At 56.6% G+C, this 20,102-nt stretch carries 22 protein-coding genes, 1 tRNA gene and 2 pseudogenes; 8 read left to right on the top strand and 17 right to left on the bottom strand.

Annotated elements, in window-relative coordinates; all coding sequences use genetic code 11:
* The first annotated feature begins 68 nt into the window (after positions 1-68).
* Positions 69-791, top strand: a complete 723-nt coding sequence (locus ACA074_RS10395; protein WP_497678944.1) for a pirin family protein — start codon at positions 69-71, stop codon at positions 789-791.
* A 49-nt stretch (positions 792-840) separates the two neighbouring features.
* Here ACA074_RS10395 and ACA074_RS10390 read toward each other — a convergent pair whose 3' ends face one another.
* A complete protein-coding gene (locus tag ACA074_RS10390; RefSeq protein ID WP_497617505.1) occupies positions 841-1,317 on the bottom strand; it encodes a hypothetical protein in 477 nt (158 codons plus the stop codon).
* A gap of 182 nt (positions 1,318-1,499) precedes the next feature.
* Complete coding sequence (locus tag ACA074_RS10385; protein WP_497678943.1) at positions 1,500-2,375, bottom strand: LysR family transcriptional regulator; 876 nt, start codon at positions 2,373-2,375, stop codon at positions 1,500-1,502.
* 111 nt (positions 2,376-2,486) lie between these two features.
* On the opposite strand from ACA074_RS10385, the gene ACA074_RS10380 reads away from it, so the two are divergent.
* The 3 genes from ACA074_RS10380 (at position 2,487) to ACA074_RS10370 (ending at position 5,794) form a co-directional block, all read left to right on the top strand.
* Positions 2,487-3,677, top strand: a complete 1,191-nt coding sequence (locus tag ACA074_RS10380) for a YbfB/YjiJ family MFS transporter (RefSeq protein ID WP_497678942.1) — start codon at positions 2,487-2,489, stop codon at positions 3,675-3,677.
* A gap of 61 nt (positions 3,678-3,738) precedes the next feature.
* Positions 3,739-4,737 (top strand): NAD(P)H-quinone oxidoreductase, encoded by a 999-nt coding sequence (locus ACA074_RS10375; RefSeq protein WP_497678941.1) that lies wholly within the window; start codon positions 3,739-3,741, stop codon positions 4,735-4,737.
* Positions 4,738-4,849: 112 nt separating this feature from the next.
* Positions 4,850-5,794 (top strand): alpha/beta hydrolase, encoded by a 945-nt coding sequence (locus ACA074_RS10370; RefSeq protein ID WP_497678940.1) that lies wholly within the window; start codon positions 4,850-4,852, stop codon positions 5,792-5,794.
* Here the strand turns inward: ACA074_RS10370 and ACA074_RS10365 are convergent.
* From ACA074_RS10365 to ACA074_RS10355, 3 genes are all read right to left on the bottom strand, one after another.
* Complete coding sequence (locus ACA074_RS10365) at positions 5,791-7,602, bottom strand: ABC transporter ATP-binding protein (protein WP_497678939.1); 1,812 nt, start codon at positions 7,600-7,602, stop codon at positions 5,791-5,793. The two genes, ACA074_RS10370 and ACA074_RS10365, sit on opposite strands and share 4 nt — an antisense overlap.
* 120 nt (positions 7,603-7,722) lie before the next feature.
* On the bottom strand, positions 7,723-8,199 hold the full coding sequence (locus tag ACA074_RS10360) for an anti-virulence regulator CigR family protein (protein ID WP_497678938.1): 477 nt from the start codon (positions 8,197-8,199) through the stop codon (positions 7,723-7,725).
* A gap of 84 nt (positions 8,200-8,283) precedes the next feature.
* Positions 8,284-8,613 carry a hypothetical protein gene (locus ACA074_RS10355; RefSeq protein WP_497678937.1) on the bottom strand — a complete coding sequence of 110 codons (330 nt, stop codon included), beginning with the start codon at positions 8,611-8,613 and terminating at the stop codon, positions 8,284-8,286.
* A 227-nt stretch (positions 8,614-8,840) separates the two neighbouring features.
* Here ACA074_RS10355 and ACA074_RS10350 point away from each other — a divergent pair, with 227 nt between their 5' ends.
* Positions 8,841-9,122: a hypothetical protein gene (locus tag ACA074_RS10350; protein ID WP_497678936.1), complete on the top strand. Its 282-nt coding sequence runs from the start codon at positions 8,841-8,843 to the stop codon at positions 9,120-9,122.
* Positions 9,123-9,255: 133 nt separating this feature from the next.
* The gene (locus ACA074_RS10345; protein ID WP_187676970.1) at positions 9,256-9,471 is read left to right on the top strand and encodes a hypothetical protein; all 216 of its coding nucleotides are present in this window, start codon (positions 9,256-9,258) and stop codon (positions 9,469-9,471) included.
* Positions 9,472-9,838: 367 nt separating this feature from the next.
* Here the strand turns inward: ACA074_RS10345 and ACA074_RS10340 are convergent, their stop codons facing one another.
* Positions 9,839-10,744: a hypothetical protein gene (locus tag ACA074_RS10340; RefSeq protein WP_497678935.1), complete on the bottom strand. Its 906-nt coding sequence runs from the start codon at positions 10,742-10,744 to the stop codon at positions 9,839-9,841.
* Between the two features lie 383 nt (positions 10,745-11,127).
* On the opposite strand from ACA074_RS10340, the gene ACA074_RS10335 reads away from it, so the two are divergent.
* Complete coding sequence (locus tag ACA074_RS10335) at positions 11,128-11,454, top strand: hypothetical protein (RefSeq protein WP_497678934.1); 327 nt, start codon at positions 11,128-11,130, stop codon at positions 11,452-11,454.
* Here ACA074_RS10335 and ACA074_RS10330 read toward each other — a convergent pair.
* Both ACA074_RS10330 and ACA074_RS10325 read right to left on the bottom strand, forming a co-directional pair.
* Positions 11,426-11,977 (bottom strand): lysis system i-spanin subunit Rz, encoded by a 552-nt coding sequence (locus tag ACA074_RS10330; RefSeq protein ID WP_497678933.1) that lies wholly within the window; start codon positions 11,975-11,977, stop codon positions 11,426-11,428. The genes ACA074_RS10335 and ACA074_RS10330 overlap by 29 nt on opposite strands.
* Positions 11,947-12,480, bottom strand: a complete 534-nt coding sequence (locus ACA074_RS10325) for a glycoside hydrolase family 19 protein (RefSeq protein WP_497678932.1) — start codon at positions 12,478-12,480, stop codon at positions 11,947-11,949. The genes ACA074_RS10330 and ACA074_RS10325 overlap by 31 nt, the downstream gene beginning before the upstream one ends.
* A gap of 158 nt (positions 12,481-12,638) precedes the next feature.
* Here ACA074_RS10325 and ACA074_RS10320 point away from each other — a divergent pair, with 158 nt between their 5' ends.
* A complete protein-coding gene (locus tag ACA074_RS10320; protein ID WP_497678931.1) occupies positions 12,639-13,721 on the top strand; it encodes an acyltransferase family protein in 1,083 nt (360 codons plus the stop codon).
* 46 nt (positions 13,722-13,767) lie between these two features.
* Here the strand turns inward: ACA074_RS10320 and ACA074_RS10315 are convergent.
* The 9 genes and pseudogenes from ACA074_RS10315 to pheT all read right to left on the bottom strand — a co-directional run.
* Positions 13,768-14,067 (bottom strand): annotated as a pseudogene (locus ACA074_RS10315) (lysis system spanin subunit); the annotation flags it as partial.
* A 35-nt stretch (positions 14,068-14,102) separates the two neighbouring features.
* A pseudogene (locus tag ACA074_RS10310) lies at positions 14,103-14,523 on the bottom strand (cell wall hydrolase).
* A 62-nt stretch (positions 14,524-14,585) separates the two neighbouring features.
* Positions 14,586-15,005, bottom strand: a complete 420-nt coding sequence (locus tag ACA074_RS10305; RefSeq protein ID WP_497678930.1) for a tail fiber assembly protein — start codon at positions 15,003-15,005, stop codon at positions 14,586-14,588.
* A gap of 3 nt (positions 15,006-15,008) precedes the next feature.
* Positions 15,009-15,776 (bottom strand): hypothetical protein, encoded by a 768-nt coding sequence (locus ACA074_RS10300; RefSeq protein WP_497678929.1) that lies wholly within the window; start codon positions 15,774-15,776, stop codon positions 15,009-15,011.
* Between the two features lie 75 nt (positions 15,777-15,851).
* Positions 15,852-16,133 (bottom strand): hypothetical protein, encoded by a 282-nt coding sequence (locus ACA074_RS10295; RefSeq protein WP_497678928.1) that lies wholly within the window; start codon positions 16,131-16,133, stop codon positions 15,852-15,854.
* A gap of 777 nt (positions 16,134-16,910) precedes the next feature.
* A tRNA-Pro gene (locus ACA074_RS10290) sits at positions 16,911-16,987 on the bottom strand.
* 89 nt (positions 16,988-17,076) lie between these two features.
* Positions 17,077-17,433: a MerR family transcriptional regulator gene (locus ACA074_RS10285; RefSeq protein WP_003179985.1), complete on the bottom strand. Its 357-nt coding sequence runs from the start codon at positions 17,431-17,433 to the stop codon at positions 17,077-17,079.
* Complete coding sequence (ihfA, locus tag ACA074_RS10280; RefSeq protein ID WP_002553164.1) at positions 17,414-17,716, bottom strand: integration host factor subunit alpha; 303 nt, start codon at positions 17,714-17,716, stop codon at positions 17,414-17,416. The genes ACA074_RS10285 and ihfA overlap by 20 nt, the downstream gene beginning before the upstream one ends.
* Positions 17,717-17,719: 3 nt before the next feature.
* Positions 17,720-20,098, bottom strand: coding sequence for a phenylalanine--tRNA ligase subunit beta (gene pheT / locus ACA074_RS10275; protein WP_489881455.1), 2,379 nt, complete (start codon positions 20,096-20,098; stop codon positions 17,720-17,722).
* Positions 20,099-20,102: the final 4 nt, after the last annotated feature.

Raw genomic sequence — 20,102 nt, 5'->3', positions numbered from 1 at the left:
GCCTTGAAGAGTAAACAGTAACCTTCTCCTCACTCGGACGAATTCACGTCCCCCAAGGAGATTTCATCATGCTGACTCTTCGCAAAGCCTCCGATCGTGGCCTCGCCAATCATGGCTGGTTGAAGTCGTTCCACACCTTTTCCTTTGCCAGCTACCGCGATCCGCGTGAACAGGGTTTTTCCGACCTGCTGGTGATCAACGATGACCGCGTTGCCGCCGGCAAGGGTTTCGGCCAACACCCGCATCGCGACATGGAGATCTTTTCCTACGTGCTTGAAGGTGCGCTGGAACATAAAGACACCCTGGGTACAGGCTCGGTAATCCGCCCAGGCGACGTACAACTGATGAGCGCCGGCAGCGGCGTGGCGCACAGTGAGTTCAACCATTCGGCCACCAAGCCTGTGCACTTCCTGCAAATATGGATTGTGCCGGACGTCGGCGGCGCCAAACCGCGCTACCAGCAGGAGCACTTCAGCGCGCAGAAAAAACGCGGTCGTCTGCAACTGATCATCTCGCCGGACGGTAGCGATGGTTCGCTGACAGTGCGCCAGGATGCGCGGGTCTATGCCGGACTGTTCGACGGCAAAGAGAGTGCCACCCTGAAGCTGCAGGCCAACCGTTACGCCTACGTGCATGTGGCACGCGGTAGCGTTGAACTCAATGGTCAGTTGTTGCAGGAAGGTGACGGCGTGCGGGTTCGCGAGGAACAGGCGCTGACCTTGAGCAACGGCGTGGATGCCGAGGTATTGGTGTTTGATCTGCGGCCTCAGGAATTGCCGCAAATGCCATGAGGCAGGGTTTCAACGCCCACAAGAACGGCCTTCATTTGAAGGCCGTTCTTTATTGTGGCGTGCTCGGTAATGGCGACACGGCAGGTTTAGGCGGATGGGTGTCCTTGCCTGCTTGAACCGCCGACAAAGTCGTTTGAATCGCTACATAGACGTTGGCTTGATTGGCGTAGTAAGTCGCCACGACTATGCCGACGATCCCGAGAAAATACACAGCGGTTGAAGCCCAATAATTCGCCTTGATCGTAGAGGCCTGTCGGACCGCCTCTTTTGACTCTAGAGCGATCTGCTGCACATTTGCAGAAATGGAGTTGTAGCGGTCGAGCAGCGCCTTGTCTCGCTCGAGCTGAACATCCAGAAACCCCTCGATTTTCGCTGACACAGATTCGACCCGAGCATCCATTCTTGCCTCAATGGTCTCGATCCTGGCGTTGAATTCTTCACGACTGATAGCGTTCATGGCTTGAATGTTATGCCCTTTGCTCAATGTGATGGTGCTTTGATATTGCTCAAATTCCCTGGCGTTCAATCCGATTCCCTTCCTTGGGTTACCGATACCTTCCCTGGCGCATCACTCACAAGCGAATTTTCTGTTGCTGCGAGTCACATCAACAATAGGGCCGGTCTCCCAAGCCCACAAGCCGGCAGATTCTGCTGTGGATGTAGGGCGTTTCGTCAGACGACGTAGCTTCTCCAAAGCGCTTTAAGCCGTCACTCATTCTCCAGCGCAAATGCCTCGACAATCTGTTCAATCACTGCCCGAACCCGCGCGGTATGGCGCAAGTCCGCGTGGGTCACCAGCCACACCTCATACGGTTGCGGACGATTGCGCTCCGGCCAAAGCCTGATCAGGCCGTCACGCTCGCCCATATACACCGGGATTTCTCCTACACCCAGACCCGCCGCAATCGAGCGGCGCACCAACAGACTGGAACTCAGGCTGGCGACAATCCGCCCGCGATGCAGCGGTTCGGAAACCAGCGTCATGTCTTTGTTCGTCTGCAAATACGGCTGGTAGACCACCAGGTCATGGCCTTCGAAAGCCGTTCCCTGCGGTGGAGCGCCCTTGGCGTCGATATACGCCTGTGACGCGAACAATCCCACCGGCCAGCGGGCAATCCGCCGGGCGATGAGGTCCGGATTGTCAGGCCGGGTGTTGCGCACGGCGATATCCGCCTCGCGCTTGGCCAGGCTGAGGATCTGCGTGGAGGCATCCAGTTGCACGCGCACGTCCGGGTGTTGCTCGTGCAGACGGGCGATGGCCGGGATCAGGAAGTCGATGGCCAGCGAATCGGTGGTGCTGACGCGCACGATACCGGTCAGGCGATCATCCAGCCCCTGAATCTGCCGCTCCAGCTCCAGCGCCGAGTGCTCCATTTTCTCAACGCTTTTGAACGCCGCTTCGCCGACCGCCGTCAGCGCATAACCGTCGGAGGTGCGCAGGAACAACGTCGCGCTCAGGGACTTCTCCAGCGCCGTGATCCGTCGCCCGACGGTGGCCTGATCCACGCCCAGTACCCGCGCCGCGCCGCGTAATGTCGACTCCCGACATACCGCGAGAAAAACCCTTGCATCGTCCCAATTCATTCTGTCCCCGCCCGATGCAAATCTGCATCACAATAAAGCCAAATCGCTGCATTAACGCAGCAAAGATAGCCGATATGCTGAGCGCCATAAACCTTCCTCAGGATTGCTGTCATGCGTACATCAACCTCAGCGTTACCGATCTTCGCGGGACTCTGCGCCAGCCTGGTCAGCATCGGCCTGGCGCGTTTTGCCTACACACCGCTGATTCCCTCGCTGATTCAGGCGCAGTGGTTTTCCGCCCACGATGTGGTCTACCTCGGCGCGGCCAATCTGGTCGGCTATCTGATCGGCGCCCTGCTCGGCCGACCGATAGCGCGGCACCTCGGCAATAAAAACGCCCTGCGGCTAATGATGCTGCTGGTCACCGCCGCGTTTTTTGCCTGTGCGTTTCCGATATCAGTCAGTTGGTTCTTTGGCTGGCGTTTGCTCTCGGGGATTACGGGTGGCGCGATCATGGTGCTGGTGGCGGCGACCGTACTGCCTCATGTGCCAGCGTCCCGCAAAGGGCTGGCCAGTGGAGCGATTTTTCTGGGCATCGGTCTGGGGATTGCCGGTTCCGGGACAATCGTGCCGCCGCTGTTGAGCCTTGGCCTGCAAGCCACCTGGTTGGGGCTGGGCGGATTGTCGTTGTTGCTGACGGCACTGAGCTGGTTTGGCTGGCCTTCCGATTTACCGCACCCGACTGCGACCCACGAGGTTGCGGCCGTTGAGCCAACGCCGCCCGCCGTCTATCTGCTGTTCGCCCAGTACGCGTTTATGGCCGCAGGTTTGGTGCCGGCCATGGTGTTCCTGGTGGATTACGTGGCTCGCGGGCTCGGTGCCGGGGCGCATATTGGCGCACTGGTGTGGGTCATGTATGGCCTGGGTGCAATCGTCGGGCCGGTGAGTTATGGCTTTCTGGCGGATCGGCTTGGCGCACGGATGGGCATCCGACTGGTATTGGCGGTGCAGGCGATTGCGCTGGGGCTGTTGGCGATTTCCCAATCCTTTATGGCGCTGGCCGTTCTGGCAGTGATTATCGGTTCATTCCCACCCGGCATCGTGCCACTGGCCCTGGCTCGCGTGCATGAGTTGGTGCCGAATCATCATCGCCAACAAATCGCCTGGAGCCGCGCCACCGTATCGTTTGCCACGTTTCAGGCGCTGGCCGGGTTTGCCTATTCGGCGTTGTTCAATGCCACGGGCGGCCATCATGCATTGCTGTTCGTGATCGCTGCCGGCGCGATTGCAGTGGCGCTTTTGCTGGAGCAGGCCCTGAAATGGCTGCCCTCTTCGACTGAACAACGCTGCTGCGCAAATTGAAGGGAATCATTGCCTGCGGGCCGTGCTCCGATCTACAGAACCTCTAGCAACAGGAATCGACATGTCCATACCCAACGAAATGACCCGAATCGAAATCACTGAACCCGGCGGCCCTGATGTCCTGCAAGCCAAACGCGTGCCGCTACCGGTGGCCGCAGCAGGTGAAGTGCTGATCCGTGTGCATGCCGCCGGAATCAACCGCCCGGACGCCTTGCAGCGTGCCGGCAAATATCCGATGAAGCCCGGCATGAACCCGATTCCCGGCCTGGAAGTCGCGGGTGAAGTGGTGGCGCTCGGCGCCGGAGTCAGCCAGTTTGCCGTGGGCGACAAGGTTTGTGCGCTGACCAATGGCGGAGGGTATGCCGAATATTGCACAGTCCCGGCGGGCCAGACGTTGCCAATCCCCGATGGCCTCGACTGGGTGCAGGCCGCCGCGATCCCGGAAACCTTCTTTACCGTATGGGCCAATCTGTTCAGCCTCGGCGGCGCCAGCCGGGGGCAACGTGTATTGATTCATGGCGGCACCAGCGGCATCGGTACCACCGCTCTGATGCTCTGCCGCGAATTCGGCATCGAATCCTTCGCCACCGCCGGCAGCCCTGAAAAATGTGCGGCGATTCGTGAACTGGGTGGCGAGGCGATCAACTATCGCGATCAAAATTTTACTGAAGTCGTCGCCGAAAAAACCGCTGGCCAGGGTGTGAATGTGATTCTCGACATCATGGGCGGCTCGTACTTCAACGGTAACGTTAGCGCCCTGGCGATGGACGGGCGGTTGGTAATGCTCGGTTTTCTGGGCGGCGCCAAGGCCAACGACGTAGACCTGCTGGCAATCCTCGGCAAACGCGCGGTGGTCACCGGATCGCTGCTGCGCGCACGAACCACTGCGGAGAAAGCCGCCATCGCCGACGCATTGCGCGAGCACGTTTGGCCAGCACTGAACGCCGGACGCTGCCTGCCGATGATCGACAAGGTTTACTCACTCTCCGACGCGGCGCAGGCCCATGCGCACATGGAAGCCGGCGACCATATCGGCAAGATTGTGCTGCGGGTCGACTGAGCCGTTGCAGCATTTTGTAATCGTTGCGCATGCACGATGGTCGAAAATATCGCGCGCAGACCGAGGCATCTGGTAAAAAGCGTTCTTTGTCTGCGCCGTGGTGAAACGTTTAATGTTCCTTTCCTTCATGACTCGTCTGCGCCGTCGCCGCTTGGCGTTTGCCTGCATGGCCGCCTTGATTATCGGCGTGCCGACGAGTTGTGCCGTGCTGGAACATACCGAACGCAAACTGCTGTTTCGCATCGAACCGGGCACGGCCGGCTGGTATCGCGGCCTGCCCGGCAGCGTGCAGGAACTCGATCTGCAACCGAAGAGTTTCAAGGCCGGGCAAAACATTCATGCCTGGTGGTGGCCGGCGGAAAAAGCCAACGCACCGGCGATTCTCTATCTGCACGGCGTGCGCTGGAACCTCACCGGGCAGTTGTTCCGCATCGAGCAATTGCGCGCGGCGGGCTACTCGGTACTGGCCATCGATTACCGGGGGTTCGGCAAGAGCAAGGGTGATCTGCCATCGGAAAGTAGCGTTTACGAAGATGCCCGGGTGGCCTGGGAGCGTTTCAAACTGCTGCAACCGGATCCGCAAAAACGCCTGATTTACGGTCATTCCCTCGGGGGCGCTGTGGCGATCGATCTGGCGGCCGAACTCGGTCAGGACGCCACCCGCAATCACTCGCCGCTACCGGTGCGCGGTCTGGTGATCGAGTCGACGTTCACGTCGCTGGCGGACGTCGCTGCCGCCGTGGCCAACACCTCGCTACCGGTGCGCTGGCTGCTGTCGCAGAAATTCGATTCCGTCGACAAGATCGCCGATATTCATATGCCGCTGTTGGTGGTGCATGGTCTGGCAGATGCTTTTGTGCCGTCGCGCTTCAGTGAGCAACTGTTCAACGCCGCGCAACAACCCAAGCGCCTGCTGCTGGTACCGGGCGCCACGCACAACAACAGCATGGCGCTGGGCGGACAGAATTATCGTAAGGCAATCGATGCGTTGATGCAGACCAAACCTGCTCCGCGGATTGCCGGGCCAGCGGCGCTGCGCAGCGCACAGGACTCCTAGCGATAGCCGCGGGCCTGCAAATCGAACAGTTGGGCGTAATGCCCTGCAACGGCGATCAGATCTTCGTGGCCGCCCTGCTCGAGTATCCGGCCCTGCTCCAAGACAATGATGTGATCAGCATTGCGCACACTGGAAAAACGGTGCGAGATCAGCAAGGTCATCCGGCCATCCATGTGTTGGCTGAAATGCTCGAACACTGCCGCCTCTGCCGCCGGGTCAAGGGCTGACGTCGGTTCGTCGAGGATCAGGACGTCGGCATCACGCCGCATATAGGCCCGGGACAAGGCAATTTTCTGCCATTGCCCGCCAGACAACTCCTGACCACCGGCAAACCAACGCCCCAGTTGTGTCGCATAACCACGGTCAAGGGCTTCGATAAAGGGCGCTGCCATGCCTTCGGCTGCGGCCTCTTTCCAGCGCTGTTGATCGTTGAACGCAAGCGTGTCGCCGACGCCGATGTTTTCTCCAACGCTGAACTGGTAGCGGATGTAATCCTGGAAAATCACGCCAATGCGCTGCCGTAACGTGGTTTCCTCCCAATCCTGCAAATCGCTGCCATCAAGCAGAATCCGCCCTTGATCGGGACGGTAGAGCCGGGTCAGCAACTTGATCAGCGTGGTCTTGCCTGAGCCGTTTTCCCCGACCAGCGCCATGCTCTTGCCCGGCACCAGATGCAAGTCAATGCCTTCCAGTGCCGCACGACTTGCACCGGGGTAACGGAAACCGACGTTTTCGAAGCGCAACCCATCGCCCGGTCGTGCGCCGGCAGTCAGGTGACCGCTGTCGGCGAGAACCGGCTCGGCCAGGTATTCATAAAGACTCGTGAGGTACAGGCCATCTTCGTACAAACCACTGATTGCGCTCAGACTGCTACTGACTGCACTTTGCCCCTGTTTGAACAGCACCAGGTACATGGTCATCTGACCCAGGCTGATATTGCCATGCACCGCATCGATCACCACCCAGGCGTACGCCACGTAAAATGCCGCAGTGCCCAGCAAGCCGAGACCGAACCCCCAACTATCGCGACGTAACGTCAGTCGCCGGTCTTCGGCATAGAGTTTGGCGAAGGTGTCGCGATAGCGTTGCAACAGCAGCGGAGCAAAACCGAAGAGCTTGACCTCTTTGATGTAGGCCTCGTGGGACAGCAGCGTTTCGATGTAACTCTGCTGGCGACTCTCCGGCGCGCGACGGGTGAACAGCCGAAAAGCATCACCGGAAAAATGCGCCTCGGCGAAGAACACCGGCAACGCACCGATCACCAGCAGCACCAATGCCCACGGGGAAAAATGCACCAGCAGCACACCGAAGCTGATCAGCATGATCAGGTTCTGGATCAGCCCAAGCGACTTCATGACCAACGCCAGTGGCCGTGTCGAGGCTTCGCGGCGCACGCGCACCAGTTTGTCGTAGAACTCAGAGTTCTCGAACTGCACCAATGACAGAGTCTGAGCTTTCTCCAGAATCAACGTGTTGACCTTCTGCCCCAACTGCACCCGCAACAACGACTGCTGCACCGACAACGCCCGTTGTGTGCCGGACAACAACGCCAGCACACCGGCCTCCAACAGCACATAACGCAACACCGGCCACAACGGCGCATCGCCCTGCTGCGCGTGCAACTGCATGGCTGCAACCACTGCATCGACAATGCGCTGCCCCAACCATGCCGCGAGTGCCGGCAGCACACCTGCAATCAATGTCGCCAGCACCAACCCCAGAAACAAACCGCGCGACGTCCCCCAAACCAATCGCAAGGCGCGTTGCGCTTGGTCGAGCAACGAAGTGACGCGGGAAAATGCAGGCATAGGACAATGAGCTCGGCAGGTGAATAGAGCGCGACATGGTACTCCGCTGCTCCTGCTACGACTTATTCAAGGTATTAAAAAGCCCAACCTGAAAAGGTTGGGCTGATGGCTGACTTGCGCTCAATCAAAGACACCATTGAGCACTTCATAGATAAGACCCGTGGCGAGTGCGACCAGAATCAAATCCGTACCCGCCTGCTGCCATTCGTAGCCGTCATAACGCGGGAGGTGGCCAAGCAGGCGATTGTCGAGTTTTTTCGCGATACCCGGCGGCAGCGGCTTGCCGCGAGCCAGGTTTTTCTGGATGCCCGGAGGCAGTGCAGGGCCTGGGCTCCAGTAGTCGCGATAGCCGCCAATCACACCGATCACATTACCTCGGTCGACAGCCGGGCCATGACTCCAATCGTCACGCCCCGCATTTTTGCCTTTGTTCCCTTGGCCCTGGCCCTGGCCCTGGCCCTGGCCCTGGGAATTGTGGGGATTGCCTTTACCGTTGCCCTGCCCTTTACCGTTACCGGGATCGGCCAGCGCCACCGACGAGCCGGCGGCCAGAACGAGCGACATCAAACCTGCAACCCATCGAGTTGATCTGAACATATCCGTACTCTCAGACAGTGGGATCATCCACTGAACTGTAGACCGCGATTGGCCAATTGGTTCTGGATGTCGAGTAGTCCCCGTCTATCGCTGGACCAGTTCATGTCGCACGCACTGCTCGTAGTAGGTCTGCTTGACCGCCGCCGGTTTAAGCTTTGAGCTGCTGTTGTAGGTCTGTTCGGTAATCCCCATTGCAGTCATGCGCATCCATGGCTGCTGAAATCGACGTACCTGCAATTGTTTACGCGCGCCATACAAAGACATCCCTGAGAGCTTGGATCGCTGCGCTCCTGCGGCGATATCCGAGCCCCAGGTACAGGCGAAACGATGGCTTTTGCTTAACTCTTTTGCCTGTACTCCCCAGGCAAAGACAGCCAGGGAAAGCGTTGCAACGGTTATGACAATCGTCCGCATATAGCCAACCTAACCTTTTGAAAAAAGGCGAGTTTGACGATGAAAGGACAACTCGGGGGCCAGCAATTTGCCGCTTTTGGCCAATATCTGGCGACAACTCGCCAAGCCAAAGGCTCTGCCAAATGACGCGGGTTGCAAGTCGGTAATTACTACCACTCGTCCATCTCCGCGCACCTTTTCCCGACTCACAATTCCAATGCAGTACATCCAATCGCGTGGAGGCTTAGATGATGAACAAGAAAATCATGGCGGTATCGTTTGCCGGTCTGTTGCTCATCGGGCCGGCATGCGCCTTGGCAACAGAGAAAACCAGCGCTGACTCCGCCGCACCACCGAATGCCCTGCCGGGCGTCAATCAATCGAAAAGCACGCGCGCCAATGATGAGAGGGCGAATAAGAAGGGAGAGGAGTCTTCAGGGGGAAATGCGGGTGCGCAAGCCCATGAAACTGAAAAAGATGCGGCGACGTCGAGTGACTCGGAAGATATCGAGAAAAAGCCCAATCAGTAATCACCTAAACAGCATGACTGATATCGAGTCTTTCCCTATTAGCGACTAGCGAAGCCTGGTGCGATGGCAATATGATGCCACCACTGGAATCCCATGAAGGGTAACCAGAGGAAAATCTATCCAAGGAATGCACATGAAAGACTTCGTTATCAGCGTCAACAACACCGTTCTCTACATTGCACTGGCAGTCATCTGGATTGCTGCACTGGTAATGCTGAGCCAGAGTTTTCTCGCAGCCATCAGCACCTTCGTCATCGGCACTTTGAGCTGGTGCATCATCTCTGGTTTCTGGTTCGTTCAATCCGCGACCTACGAAGAGCTTCGCAAGCTAAACGCAAAAAATAGCTGATTTATCGAGAACGCTCGACTGCGCGGCACCGACGGAGAAATATCGGGCAACTGCAATCCATTTGCGCAGCCCGTCCTGATAAACACCAAATTCAAACAAGTCCGGCAAAACTCACACGCATGAAAAAGGCCAATGCTGTGAACATTGGCCTAAGTCATTGAAATATATGGTCGGGACGGAGTGATTCGAACACTCTACCCCTAGCACCCCATGCTGGGGACTGTAGCGACCTAAGCCACTGTTTTATATTGACAAAATCCTTTTTTAGCCATAACAAAACATCCGTTTTTTTGTGATTATGCGAACGGAAACACGCGGCCTCCAGAGGAGGTTTTGCGCAGGCCCCGAAGAAGCCGACCGGAGGAATTCAACCAAACTGATTGGCAAGCTTTGGGATGAAATCCCGAACATAATTCTCCTCGGATTGAGTTACTCGATAAAGTTTGAAAGTAGCACCGCGACAGAAAAAGAGTCTCGGATCTGAATCGCCGTCCCAAATCCAGCCTTGCCAGCTTGATTCAATGAATGCGCCCAGGCATTTCGACTGCTCTCCTTTATGAAAGGAGTCCGGATTTTCTGTGATAAATCCATTGAAGACGCGAGAATGCTTGTCACGCAAATGACTTTCGGATTGGACAAGGACAGTCTCGCAATTAGGTGATATCACATCCGTTATATTGACAGCTACAATCCCCCGGGAAGTACTCGATTTATCCTGAGCTAACCTTTTCTTCAATTGCTTATTTGCTTCCGAAACTCTAGAAGCAACCTTACTTTTGGATTTTATACGCTTTGCTTCTACGTAAACCTTTCGCCCATTGACTTGAGCGACGATATCAGCAATCTGATTTAGATCTACCTCATGCCCAGCATTTAAAAGACGGGCTGCGATAGACATCTCGAAGAGGTAGTCCCTTCCTGGATCGTTATCCGCGATGTGTCGAAACGGCTGTCCTTGCGATATCCTTTTTAGCGTATCTAGGTATCCCTGCGAGTCGACCTGCAAGAGGGCTGTGCGAACCCTGATCAGCTCATATAGTTCGGCATTGGCATTAACAAAAGTGTCCGCTGTTTTTCTTACTGCTGCTTCATCACCTTGAAATTTCCCGAAAGCTTCAATAGCCCGCACATACCCATGGTAGCGGTCTGCTGGTGTCGATACCCCTAAAGTCCGGAGCCACTCCACAGCTTCCCTACCCTGCTGCGCCAGCTCCTCTCCCTCTTTTACCATTATGGAATGTGGAAACGCTTCCAACGTTAAAACTTCGCTCACTACCGATTCCTCTTTAGGTCAGGCTATACGTGCCTGCTCAACCGAGGTCATACAATACTTCAAGGTACTGGCACAATAGAATCATGCCTCCGAAAAAAACGTTGCTCAAGCACTTCGCCGCACGGGAGCCACCATGTCAAGGTGACACCGAAATAAACACAACCTATTGATAGATAAAGGAAACATACCGAAATTAGCGAGGTCAAAAATCTAGTTACCCGCTATAAGAATCAACAAACTAGCGCTGTATTTTCCTGCAGTGTTCTGATCCCTCCCCGGCGTCCTGCAGACGTACACCAATCAAAAACCCTACAGCTCGTCGCCTTACCCTCGCCCACGCCCCCATTACTGTATATCCAAACAGTACAAAGCAAGGCGCTACCGTGGATCCCCTCTATATAGAAGACACCGACGATTGGCTCGGTAACCCGACTTCGCTCGAAACCTGCCGGCACCAGCTCAGGATGTACGAAAATGAATTCGAAGCGCTCACCCTCAAGCTCGATCGGGCACTTGAAAATATTGAGGGCTTGGTTCGTGACAATGACGCGCTCACCCAGGAGAGAAATTCCCTCAGGGCAAAGCTTCAGTACGCCGAGGGGGATTTACGGAGCGAAAGGCGCAGATTTGCGGACGTGGCGCACCAGAGAGACCATCTCTTCCAAGAAAATCAGCGCCTTCTCAGGGATGCGCGGGAGCAGAGGAGCTGAGCGCCTTCACATAGGCCTGACACGCCTGCAGCGCGATCAGTCCACGGTCGCCGGTGTCGGTGATGGCGATAATTCGTTGAGCATGCGCCGGGTCAAGTCGGGCGCGTATGGCTGCATGATCCACGCCGCCGGCGCCGGTGGAGGCTGGCAGACCACAGCCTTTGGCAGCGTCGGTTGCGTCGAGGAGGACTGACAACCGCAAATCAGAAGTGGCAAGGCGATCGCGCAGGCGATCTTGGTCACGTTGGGCATCAGTCATTTTCCTGAAGTGGGTTTGCTCACTGGCGGCCAGCCGCTGCTCCAACGCCAGCCGCTTGTCTTGCTCGGCCTGTTGCGACGTGGCGGCGGCCTGTGTCATTTGATTGAAGATTTCGGCATGCAGCTTTGCCTGCTCGGCCAGTTGCTGACCGTAACGCCAATCCTGAAACTGCCAGGCGCTGCCGAAGCTGCCGACCACCAGCCCCAGCACGCCAATCAACCGCCCCGGCACGGTCACGCCAGCACCGCCCGCGCCTTCTCCCACAGCGCCAGCCGATCCGCCAAGCCGTTCAGGCCGCCGTTGATCCGCCGAGTGATGGTGTTGAACTCGTCCCTGTCGGCCAAATCGTTCAGCCCCTTCTGCTTCCAGAACCACGCAGCCGACATCGCGGCATGCTGAGACAGCTCGAGCAGCTCGGGATGATTGATCAGGTCAAGGCCCAGCGCTTCGCCGCACTTGGCGTAGTCCGCCCGGCCGGTGATCTGGACCAGGCCGCGTCCGCAATACTTCCGGCCGTCACCCGGCACGGTGTTGCCCAGGTCTTCGCGGCCCTCGTACCTACGCTGGGCAGCGGTCGGTCCCCAAATCTCACGTACGTAGCGCAGCTGGCCAGACTCATGGCCGATTTGCGCAATGAGCGCTGCAGCGCGCTTCGGGCCTACTATCTGGTAATGCTGCATAGCGGTGTTCAGAGCGGAAACAAAAACGCCGGCTTGCTTGCCGGCGTTCTGGAGGATCTGCAGCAACTGCTGCTGGGTAATAGGCATGGGTCTCTCCAAAAAAACTAACCGTAGGGAAAAAGCGAGCAGGCCTCGCATTGGCCACAGCAGATTAATGAGATGGACGCCTTTGCCCATACCCACATCCCCAGCGGTGTGTAAAATGCGTGCATCTAGCCTGGTACGGCTTCGGAAGTCGGTGACGAATGAATAGCAAAAGCTCGGAGCGAATTGTCTTTCTTGATTACATGCGAACATTCGCATTTATCAGTGTCTTAATAGGACATCAATTTAACAAGTTATTTCTGTCAATTGCACAGGACGATTCAATTCATGCATCCATTCGACTATTATCAAAAGTGATGCATGAGCTTACATATGGTGGCGCAGCAGGTGTAGTTGTATTCTTTCTTACATCTGGATATATAATAACCCATGTATTACAAACAGAGAACACTACGGAATTCATCATCAAAAGGATTTTCCGAATATATCCTTTATTTATTTTTGCAGTGGTGCTGCAAGCTGTGCTTGACAGATACATCGCTGGAATCCCATTTGCCGGCCTTCAGGTTTGGGTACCTAGGCTATTACTTCTAGGTGACTACTTTGGGATCCCTCCTGTTTTAGGAAGTGTAGAATGGACACTCCGATTGGAGGTCTCGTTTTATTGCGCAATGGCAATCCTTAGGGCTCTAGGCGCATTCAAGAAGCCGCTTCTACTTCCGTTGCTGTTCGTTGTTATTGCCATAGCTCTAAAGTTGCTTCCACCATTTCCAAACGCACCAGGATTAGCATTTGCCTACTTCACAGCATATGCGCCTTATCTGTTCATTGGCTCTTGTATTTTTCTGATCCAACGACATAAACAGACAGTAAATCTTTGCCTGCTGTCGATAGCAGTTTTACTATACACATCACTTTCGAGCACGGCAGAATACTTGCCAGACTGGAAGGAGTTAAACTATGGCTTATACGCGATCACTTTATTTTCATTTTCTTGGCTTACAAGAAAATCATTCAGCGACGGGCCAGTTATGAGAACCCTATCCGCCCTCACTTATTCTGTATATTTATTCCACAACTGGCTTTGGAATTATATAAATGAATCGCTTGTTTTTTTAGGGGCTCCGGTTGAGCTATTGAAAATAGCTACCATCTTTGTTCTTTTCTTATTCTGCTATGCCATAAATAAGACTGTAGAAGAGTATGGTTTGAATGCTGGACGGGCGGTAATTACTCGTTTGAGGTCATCTAGGGCACGAACTCCGATATCTACGCCCTCATAGTGGGTTTCAGAGCAATTGGTTCCGATCAGCGCGGCAACATCCTGACTTAAGCCTGACAGGCCTTCAAGACAATCAGTCCACGGTCGCCGGTGTCGGTGATGGCGATAACTCTTTGAGCATGCGCTGGGTCAAGTCGGGCGCGTACGGCTGCCTGATCCACGCCGACGGCGCCGGAAGTGGCTGGCACGTCGAAGCCTTTGGCAACGTCGGCTGCATCGAGGAGGACTGACAGCCGCAAATCAGAAGTGGCAAGGCGATCGCGCAGGCGATCTTGGTGCTTTTGAGCATCGCTCAGTTCCTTGTAGTGGGATTGCTCACCGGCGGACAGGCGCTGCTCAAGCTCCAGCACCACTGCGCCGACCGCTTTCCACGGAACGACCATCACGGCACGTCCTTGAAGAAGACGTGCCCGCCCAGCTTGAGCGTCTGCTTCGCCTTCGCCGACCAAGCCGGCGCCTTGATGCTGGTCGCGTAGTAATGCGTGGCGCCGCCGGTAGGATCTGGCGCCTTGCCGTCGATCACCTGGTCAGCAGCGATACGACATTGCGCCAGTTCGCGGAACGGGATCTCCTTTACGCCGATCAGGAACTGATAGTTGGGGTCGGTCTTGTTCCAGCAGCTGAACTGATACGGCCTCTGGCAGGCGCCAGCGTAGCCCTCCCCACCAGGAATTGGTCTTTCCATCAAATACGCGGTTGCGGATCGTCCATGCCGCGGCGATCTGGCCAGCAGTTCCTTCGCCACGCGCCTCTCCCCACGGCGTTCGGGCGAGGATTTCTCGATCTTTCTGGGTAACACTCATCAGCTTTCTCCAGGCAAAAAATACCCGCTCGATGGCGGATGTGATTTGGCGCATCAATCAAGTCAGGACTGATTCACGCGGGCGAAAGTCGTTTCTTCGGTGTACGGCTCCGGCTGCTCGGGCCACGCCGGATCGGTCGGCCAAATTGGCTGGCCTGTCACGCGCCCCAGAAAAACGCGGTATTTCTTCCAGTCGGCCAGCGCGGAAACTCGCAATGGTTTTTCTTCGACCTCCTCAGGCAAAGCGTAATCTCCGTTAATCGCGTCATTGATTGCATCGACGCGGCTTTGAAGAGCAGTCACTTGCGCTGTGGCGAGGCGAGTCTTGGCGTTGAGATCGGCGGTCGCAACGCGCAGTACATCCTGCGCGTCGATAGCGTCAATCAGGGTCTGGGGGATCTCGTCAACGTAGACCTCGCCCTCCATCAGCGCCATATCAGCGTTGATTGCTCTCCAGCCTGTCTGGGTAATTGCGTAGGCCATATTTCACCTGTCGAAGTAGTAGCCGATGCAGTAGACGGATGCTCTCGCGGCGCCCGATGCTTGATACGTGATCGAGCCGTCAACCGCTGAGATAGCGCACCTTGCATTCAGCACAGGTCCAGCCTGAACAAAGACCGTCCAACCTGAAGTAATGGACGTGCCCGCATCAGAAGGCGTGAACTGCGCGTACCCGGTACCGGGATTTTGCCAAGCACCCTCAAGCGTATGGGCAGTCACCGGCGTGCAAGGCCTCGTCGAGAAGGACGCAACCCCTGCGGCGGCGCTCAGAAGAATGAACGGCACGGTCTGCGGGTCGCCATGCTTGTATGAGACGTAGCCTTGCTCAGGGTGATGGTCGAATTTATAAATCTGGTTCGCCGTGGAGCGCACCAACAGAAAGCCGATGTAGCGCCGCGAGTTGTCGCTCGTCTTCTGGTGAGCTTGGTTGTAATACCGAACTGGCGCTGTCGCACTCTGCTCAACGGCACCCGCCGGCGTCAGATACAGATGAATGAAGCTGTTTGCGCCACCGGTAGGCGTGATGGTTCCGCCGGCGTAGGCGATCACCTTTCCGGCCGAAGTTACGAAAGCGCTGCCGGCGCCGACGGCAATCGACGTCGCCGACACCCAGGTCAGCGTCAGGCCTTCAATGCAGCCAAGCGCACCGCCGTTCCCGCCTTGCTCGCGCGATAGTGGCACGGTCAAACCGGTCATCTCGGTAATGTCGCCGTTTAGCCCTTTGCCGGCCTTGCTGAATTGCAACTTCGCCAAGGCAGCGAGGACGGTGTCGGTTGCGACAACAGCAGAGACAGCCCCGGGCAATGTGAATCCCGTGAGAGCGGTCGCTCAAACTTTTGCATCGGTGAAGTATTTGTTCGTCGCGCCTTCGGTGAGGCCGTCAGTGTTCGACAGGCCAAGCGCCGTACGAACACCTGGCAAAGTTGGGTCCTCCCCCAGCACAGCAAGCACGCCGCCGAATTGATTGACCAATGCGCGCAACGCGTCAGCCGAGTCCTTCACATATCCCTGCATCGGGGCAATCGCGTAGGCACCTGATCCACTGGTCGCACCCAAATAGGGAGGAGCGATCGACATCGCTGTCTGACCAAAAACTACCAGAAGGACCACGCCGAAATCGTCTGGTCGGAAGCCATCTGTGAGTTAGCAGCGGATTTGGCACCGACCAGTACCTTGCAAGAGATTCCGAGCTGATCGCTAGAAGCCGCGGCCGACGGATCTTTCGAGGGTTCAGCGGCACTCAATCGGTGCCAACTACCTGCAAAATGGTTTGTCACCAAAACAGCAAGAAGTCGGGTGAATTTGCGGTCTGTTTGGCACTGCGGTTTGGGCCCAAAAACGTCGAATTTGGAGGTATGAGGCAGGCTCTCGGACGCGATGGTTTGATTCCAAATCGGCCCCTGGGCCTTGTGATCAAAGGGTCTTCAGGAGGCCCACAGCCCGTCAGCAATCAATTCGAATAGATGCGCCCTCCCCGCGCTCTGTTCCGTTTCCCGAGCGCACAATCGGAAGTCAGGCCTAAAGGTGCTTTCGCTGCTTCCGTTTGTCTTCAAAGGCACGGCCCGCGTGACGTACAGCCGGTTTCGATGATTTGGGATGGTGACCTTTAAGAACGAAGAATCGGAACTGAGCTTCCAGGGTTTAGCGTCGCGGAGCGGGTGAGGGAAAACGCCCTAATTGCCCGGAAACAAGGCGTTAGGCAAGACCATCTGACATGCGAAAAAGCTGAGAAAGGAAGAGAAATATCAAACAGTATTGGTGCCAAAGGCAGCGCGAAAAAGGGCCAAAAACAGCGTGAACTCACAGAAAACGGGATGAACCCCCGCAAAAGTCCCTACGCATGAAAAAGCCGAACTGGTGAGAGTTCGGCTAAGCCATTGAAAAATATGGTCGGGACGGAGTGATTCGAACACTCGACCCCTAGCACCCCATGCTAGTGCGCTACCGGACTGCGCTACGCCCCGACTGGTTTTGCAACTCGCTCTTCACCTCGAAGAACGCTCAAGAATATATCGCAAGCTTTTGAAAACTGGAAGTATTCAAACGCTGCTTTTTATTTCTTGAGTACCACCAGCACATCTTCGAGTTCGGCGATCATCTGGCGGATCATCTGCTTGTATTGGGTTGTGTCATCTTTGGCTTCATCGCCGGAGAGACGCAAGCGCGCGCCTCCAATGGTGAAACCTTGATCGTAAAGGAGCGCGCGGATCTGCCGGATCATCAGCACATCCTGGCGCTGATAATAGCGGCGGTTTCCGCGGCGTTTGACGGGGTTGAGTTGAGGAAACTCCTGCTCCCAGTAGCGCAGCACGTGTGGCTTTACGGCACACAGCTCGCTGACTTCACCAATGGTGAAGTAGCGTTTGCCCGGGATGACGGGTAGTTCGTCGTTATGACTTGGTTCCAGCATAAGCCTCAACTCGGGCTTTCAACTTCTGCCCTGGACGAAAGGTGACCACACGGCGAGCCGTGATCGGGATTTCTTCCCCCGTTTTCGGGTTGCGGCCAGGCCGCTGGCGCTTGTCCCGAAGGTCAAAGTTGCCGAAACCGGACAATTTGACCTGCTCGTTGTCTTCAAGAGCGTGCCTGATTTCCTCGAAAAACAGTTCTACCAATTCCTTGGCTTCCCGCTTGTTCAGGCCCAGCTCTTCATACAGACGTTCCGCCATCTCAGCTTTCGTCAAAGCCCCCATACGTCACTTCCTTAACGTGGCGTTCAACCTTTGTTCGAGCGAGGTGAGGATATTTTGCGTCGTCGAATTCACCTCATCGTCATTAAGAGTGCGCGATGGATGCTGCCAGGTCAAGCCAACTGCAAGGCTTTTTCTATCAGGATCAATACCTTTACCCTGATATACGTCAAACAGCCTGAGATCTGTGAGCCATTCGCCTGCATTTTCACGGATTACGTCCAATACAGCCGAAGCTGCAACGTCTTTGTGCGCAATCAATGCAAGGTCACGACGCACTTCAGGAAAGCGCGACAACTCGTGGAATTTCGGCATTTTACCGAGCGCCACTTCCGCCAGAACCAGCTCGAAAACGAAAACCGGACGATCGAGGCCGAGGGATTTCGACAGTTCAGGATGAATAGCGCCGATAAAGCCGACTTCTCGCCCTTCCCGCTCAATGCGTGCGGTTTGACCCGGATGCAGCGCCGGGTGTTTGCCCGGGGCGAAAGTGAACGAATCCAGAGCACCGGCGAAACCCAGTACGGCTTCCACGTCAGCTTTGACGTCGAAGAAATCGACCGTGTCGCGACCTTGCGCCCAACCTTCCGGCAGACGGCTACCGCAAACAACACCGGAGAGCATCGGCTCTTGCTTCAGGCCTTCCAGTTGACCGACAAAGCGCAGGCCACTTTCGAACAGACGCACGCGATCCTGTTGACGGTTCAGGTTGTGCTGCAACGCCTTGACCAGACCCGGCCACAGCGACGAGCGCATGGCTGCCATGTCGTTGGAGATCGGGTTAGCCAGCAACAGCGGCTCGACGCCCGGGCTGAACAGTTCGAACTGCTTTGGATCGATGAAGCTGTAAGTGATCGCTTCCTGATAACCACGAGCCACCAGCAGACGGCGCAGTTCAGGCAGATCGCTACGTGCTTCGGCCTTGGCTTGCGGCGCCAGGCGCGCTTGCGGGTAACGAACCGGCAGACGGTTGTAACCGTACAAACGGGCCAGTTCTTCGATCAAGTCGACTTCCAGACTGATGTCGAAGCGATGGCTTGGCACTTCAACGCGCCACTGCCCTGCTCCGTCGGCGGAAATATTCAGGCCGAGGCCATTGAGCAGACGCTCGACCTGTGCCGAATCCATTTCCATGCCCAGCATTTGGGTGATGCGCTGCGCACGCAGTGTAATCGGGGCAATCGACGGCAAGTGCTGCTCGCTGACCGTCTCGATGATCGGACCGGCTTCACCACCAGTGATTTCCAGCAGCAAGCCAGTAGCGCGCTCCATGGCTTCACGGGCCAGTTGCCAGTCCACGCCACGCTCATAGCGGTGCGAAGCATCGGTGTGCAGGCCGTACGAACGAGCCTTGCCGGCGACAGCGATCTGGTCGAAGAACGCACTTTCAAGAAACACATCGCGAGTAGTCGCGGATACACCGCTGTGCTCGCCACCCATCACACCGGCAATCGCCAGGGCACGTGTGTGGTCGGCAATCACCAGCGTATCGCTACGCAGGCTAACTTCCTGGCCGTCGAGCAATACCAGCTTCTCGCCCTCTTCCGCCATGCGCACACGGATGCCGCCATTGATTTCGGCGAGATCGAAGGCGTGCAGCGGTTGACCCAGTTCGAGCATCACGTAGTTGGTGATGTCGACAGCAGCGTCGATGCTGCGCACGTCGGCGCGACGCAGACGCTCAACCATCCACAGCGGTGTTGGCTTGGACAGATCAACGTTGCGAATGACACGACCCAAGTAACGCGGGCACGCGGCTGGCGCCAGCACTTCTACCGAACGCACTTCGTCATGCACGGCAGGAACGGCAAGCACCACTGGACGGGTGACCGGAGCGGCGTACAACGCGCCAACTTCACGGGCCAGACCAGCCAGCGACAAGCAGTCGCCACGGTTCGGGGTCAGGTCGACCTCGATGCTGGCGTCTTCCAGTTCCAGATACACGCGGAAATCTTCGCCCACCGGCGCGTCAGCCGGCAGTTCCATCAGACCGTCATTGCCTTCACCGACCTGCAGCTCGGCTTGCGAGCACAACATACCGTTGGACTCGACGCCGCGCAGCTTGGCCTTCTTGATCTTGAAGTCGCCCGGCAACTCGGCACCGATCATGGCGAATGGAATCTTCAGGCCCGGACGCACGTTTGGCGCACCGCACACGACCTGGAAGGTTTCCGCACCATTGCTGACCTGGCACACACGCAATTTGTCGGCATCAGGGTGCTGCTCGGTGCTCAGCACCTCGCCCACTACCACGCCACTGAATACACCGGCGGCCGGGGTCACGCTATCGACCTCAAGACCGGCCATCGACAGACGGGCAACCAGCTCGTCGCGATTTACCTGCGGGCTAACCCAGCCACGCAGCCATTGTTCACTGAATTTCATCCTG

It is taken from the genome of Pseudomonas sp. LBUM1655, from assembly GCF_059716085.1.
The sequence above is the reverse complement of the archived record's forward strand: the minus strand, read 5'-3'. Positions and strand labels throughout refer to the sequence as shown.

What these genes read in the sequence shown, in the direction of transcription:
- ACA074_RS10355 (WP_497678937.1), bottom strand. Translation starts at nt 8,613, where the DNA reads ATGCGGACGATTGTCATAACCGTTGCAACGCTTTCCCTGGCTGTCTTT.
- ACA074_RS10395 (WP_497678944.1), top strand. Translation starts at nt 69, where the DNA reads ATGCTGACTCTTCGCAAAGCCTCCGATCGTGGCCTCGCCAATCATGGC.
- ACA074_RS10325 (WP_497678932.1), bottom strand. Translation starts at nt 12,480, where the DNA reads ATGCCTATTACCCAGCAGCAGTTGCTGCAGATCCTCCAGAACGCCGGC.
- ACA074_RS10365 (WP_497678939.1), bottom strand. Translation starts at nt 7,602, where the DNA reads ATGCCTGCATTTTCCCGCGTCACTTCGTTGCTCGACCAAGCGCAACGC.
- ACA074_RS10360 (WP_497678938.1), bottom strand. Translation starts at nt 8,199, where the DNA reads ATGTTCAGATCAACTCGATGGGTTGCAGGTTTGATGTCGCTCGTTCTG.
- ACA074_RS10370 (WP_497678940.1), top strand. Translation starts at nt 4,850, where the DNA reads ATGTTCCTTTCCTTCATGACTCGTCTGCGCCGTCGCCGCTTGGCGTTT.
- ihfA (WP_002553164.1), bottom strand. Translation starts at nt 17,716, where the DNA reads ATGGGGGCTTTGACGAAAGCTGAGATGGCGGAACGTCTGTATGAAGAG.
- pheT (WP_489881455.1), bottom strand. Translation starts at nt 20,098, where the DNA reads ATGAAATTCAGTGAACAATGGCTGCGTGGCTGGGTTAGCCCGCAGGTA.
- ACA074_RS10350 (WP_497678936.1), top strand. Translation starts at nt 8,841, where the DNA reads ATGATGAACAAGAAAATCATGGCGGTATCGTTTGCCGGTCTGTTGCTC.
- ACA074_RS10385 (WP_497678943.1), bottom strand. Translation starts at nt 2,375, where the DNA reads ATGAATTGGGACGATGCAAGGGTTTTTCTCGCGGTATGTCGGGAGTCG.
- ACA074_RS10320 (WP_497678931.1), top strand. Translation starts at nt 12,639, where the DNA reads ATGAATAGCAAAAGCTCGGAGCGAATTGTCTTTCTTGATTACATGCGA.
- ACA074_RS10285 (WP_003179985.1), bottom strand. Translation starts at nt 17,433, where the DNA reads ATGCTGGAACCAAGTCATAACGACGAACTACCCGTCATCCCGGGCAAA.
- ACA074_RS10345 (WP_187676970.1), top strand. Translation starts at nt 9,256, where the DNA reads ATGAAAGACTTCGTTATCAGCGTCAACAACACCGTTCTCTACATTGCA.
- ACA074_RS10305 (WP_497678930.1), bottom strand. Translation starts at nt 15,005, where the DNA reads ATGGCCTACGCAATTACCCAGACAGGCTGGAGAGCAATCAACGCTGAT.
- ACA074_RS10375 (WP_497678941.1), top strand. Translation starts at nt 3,739, where the DNA reads ATGTCCATACCCAACGAAATGACCCGAATCGAAATCACTGAACCCGGC.
- ACA074_RS10380 (WP_497678942.1), top strand. Translation starts at nt 2,487, where the DNA reads ATGCGTACATCAACCTCAGCGTTACCGATCTTCGCGGGACTCTGCGCC.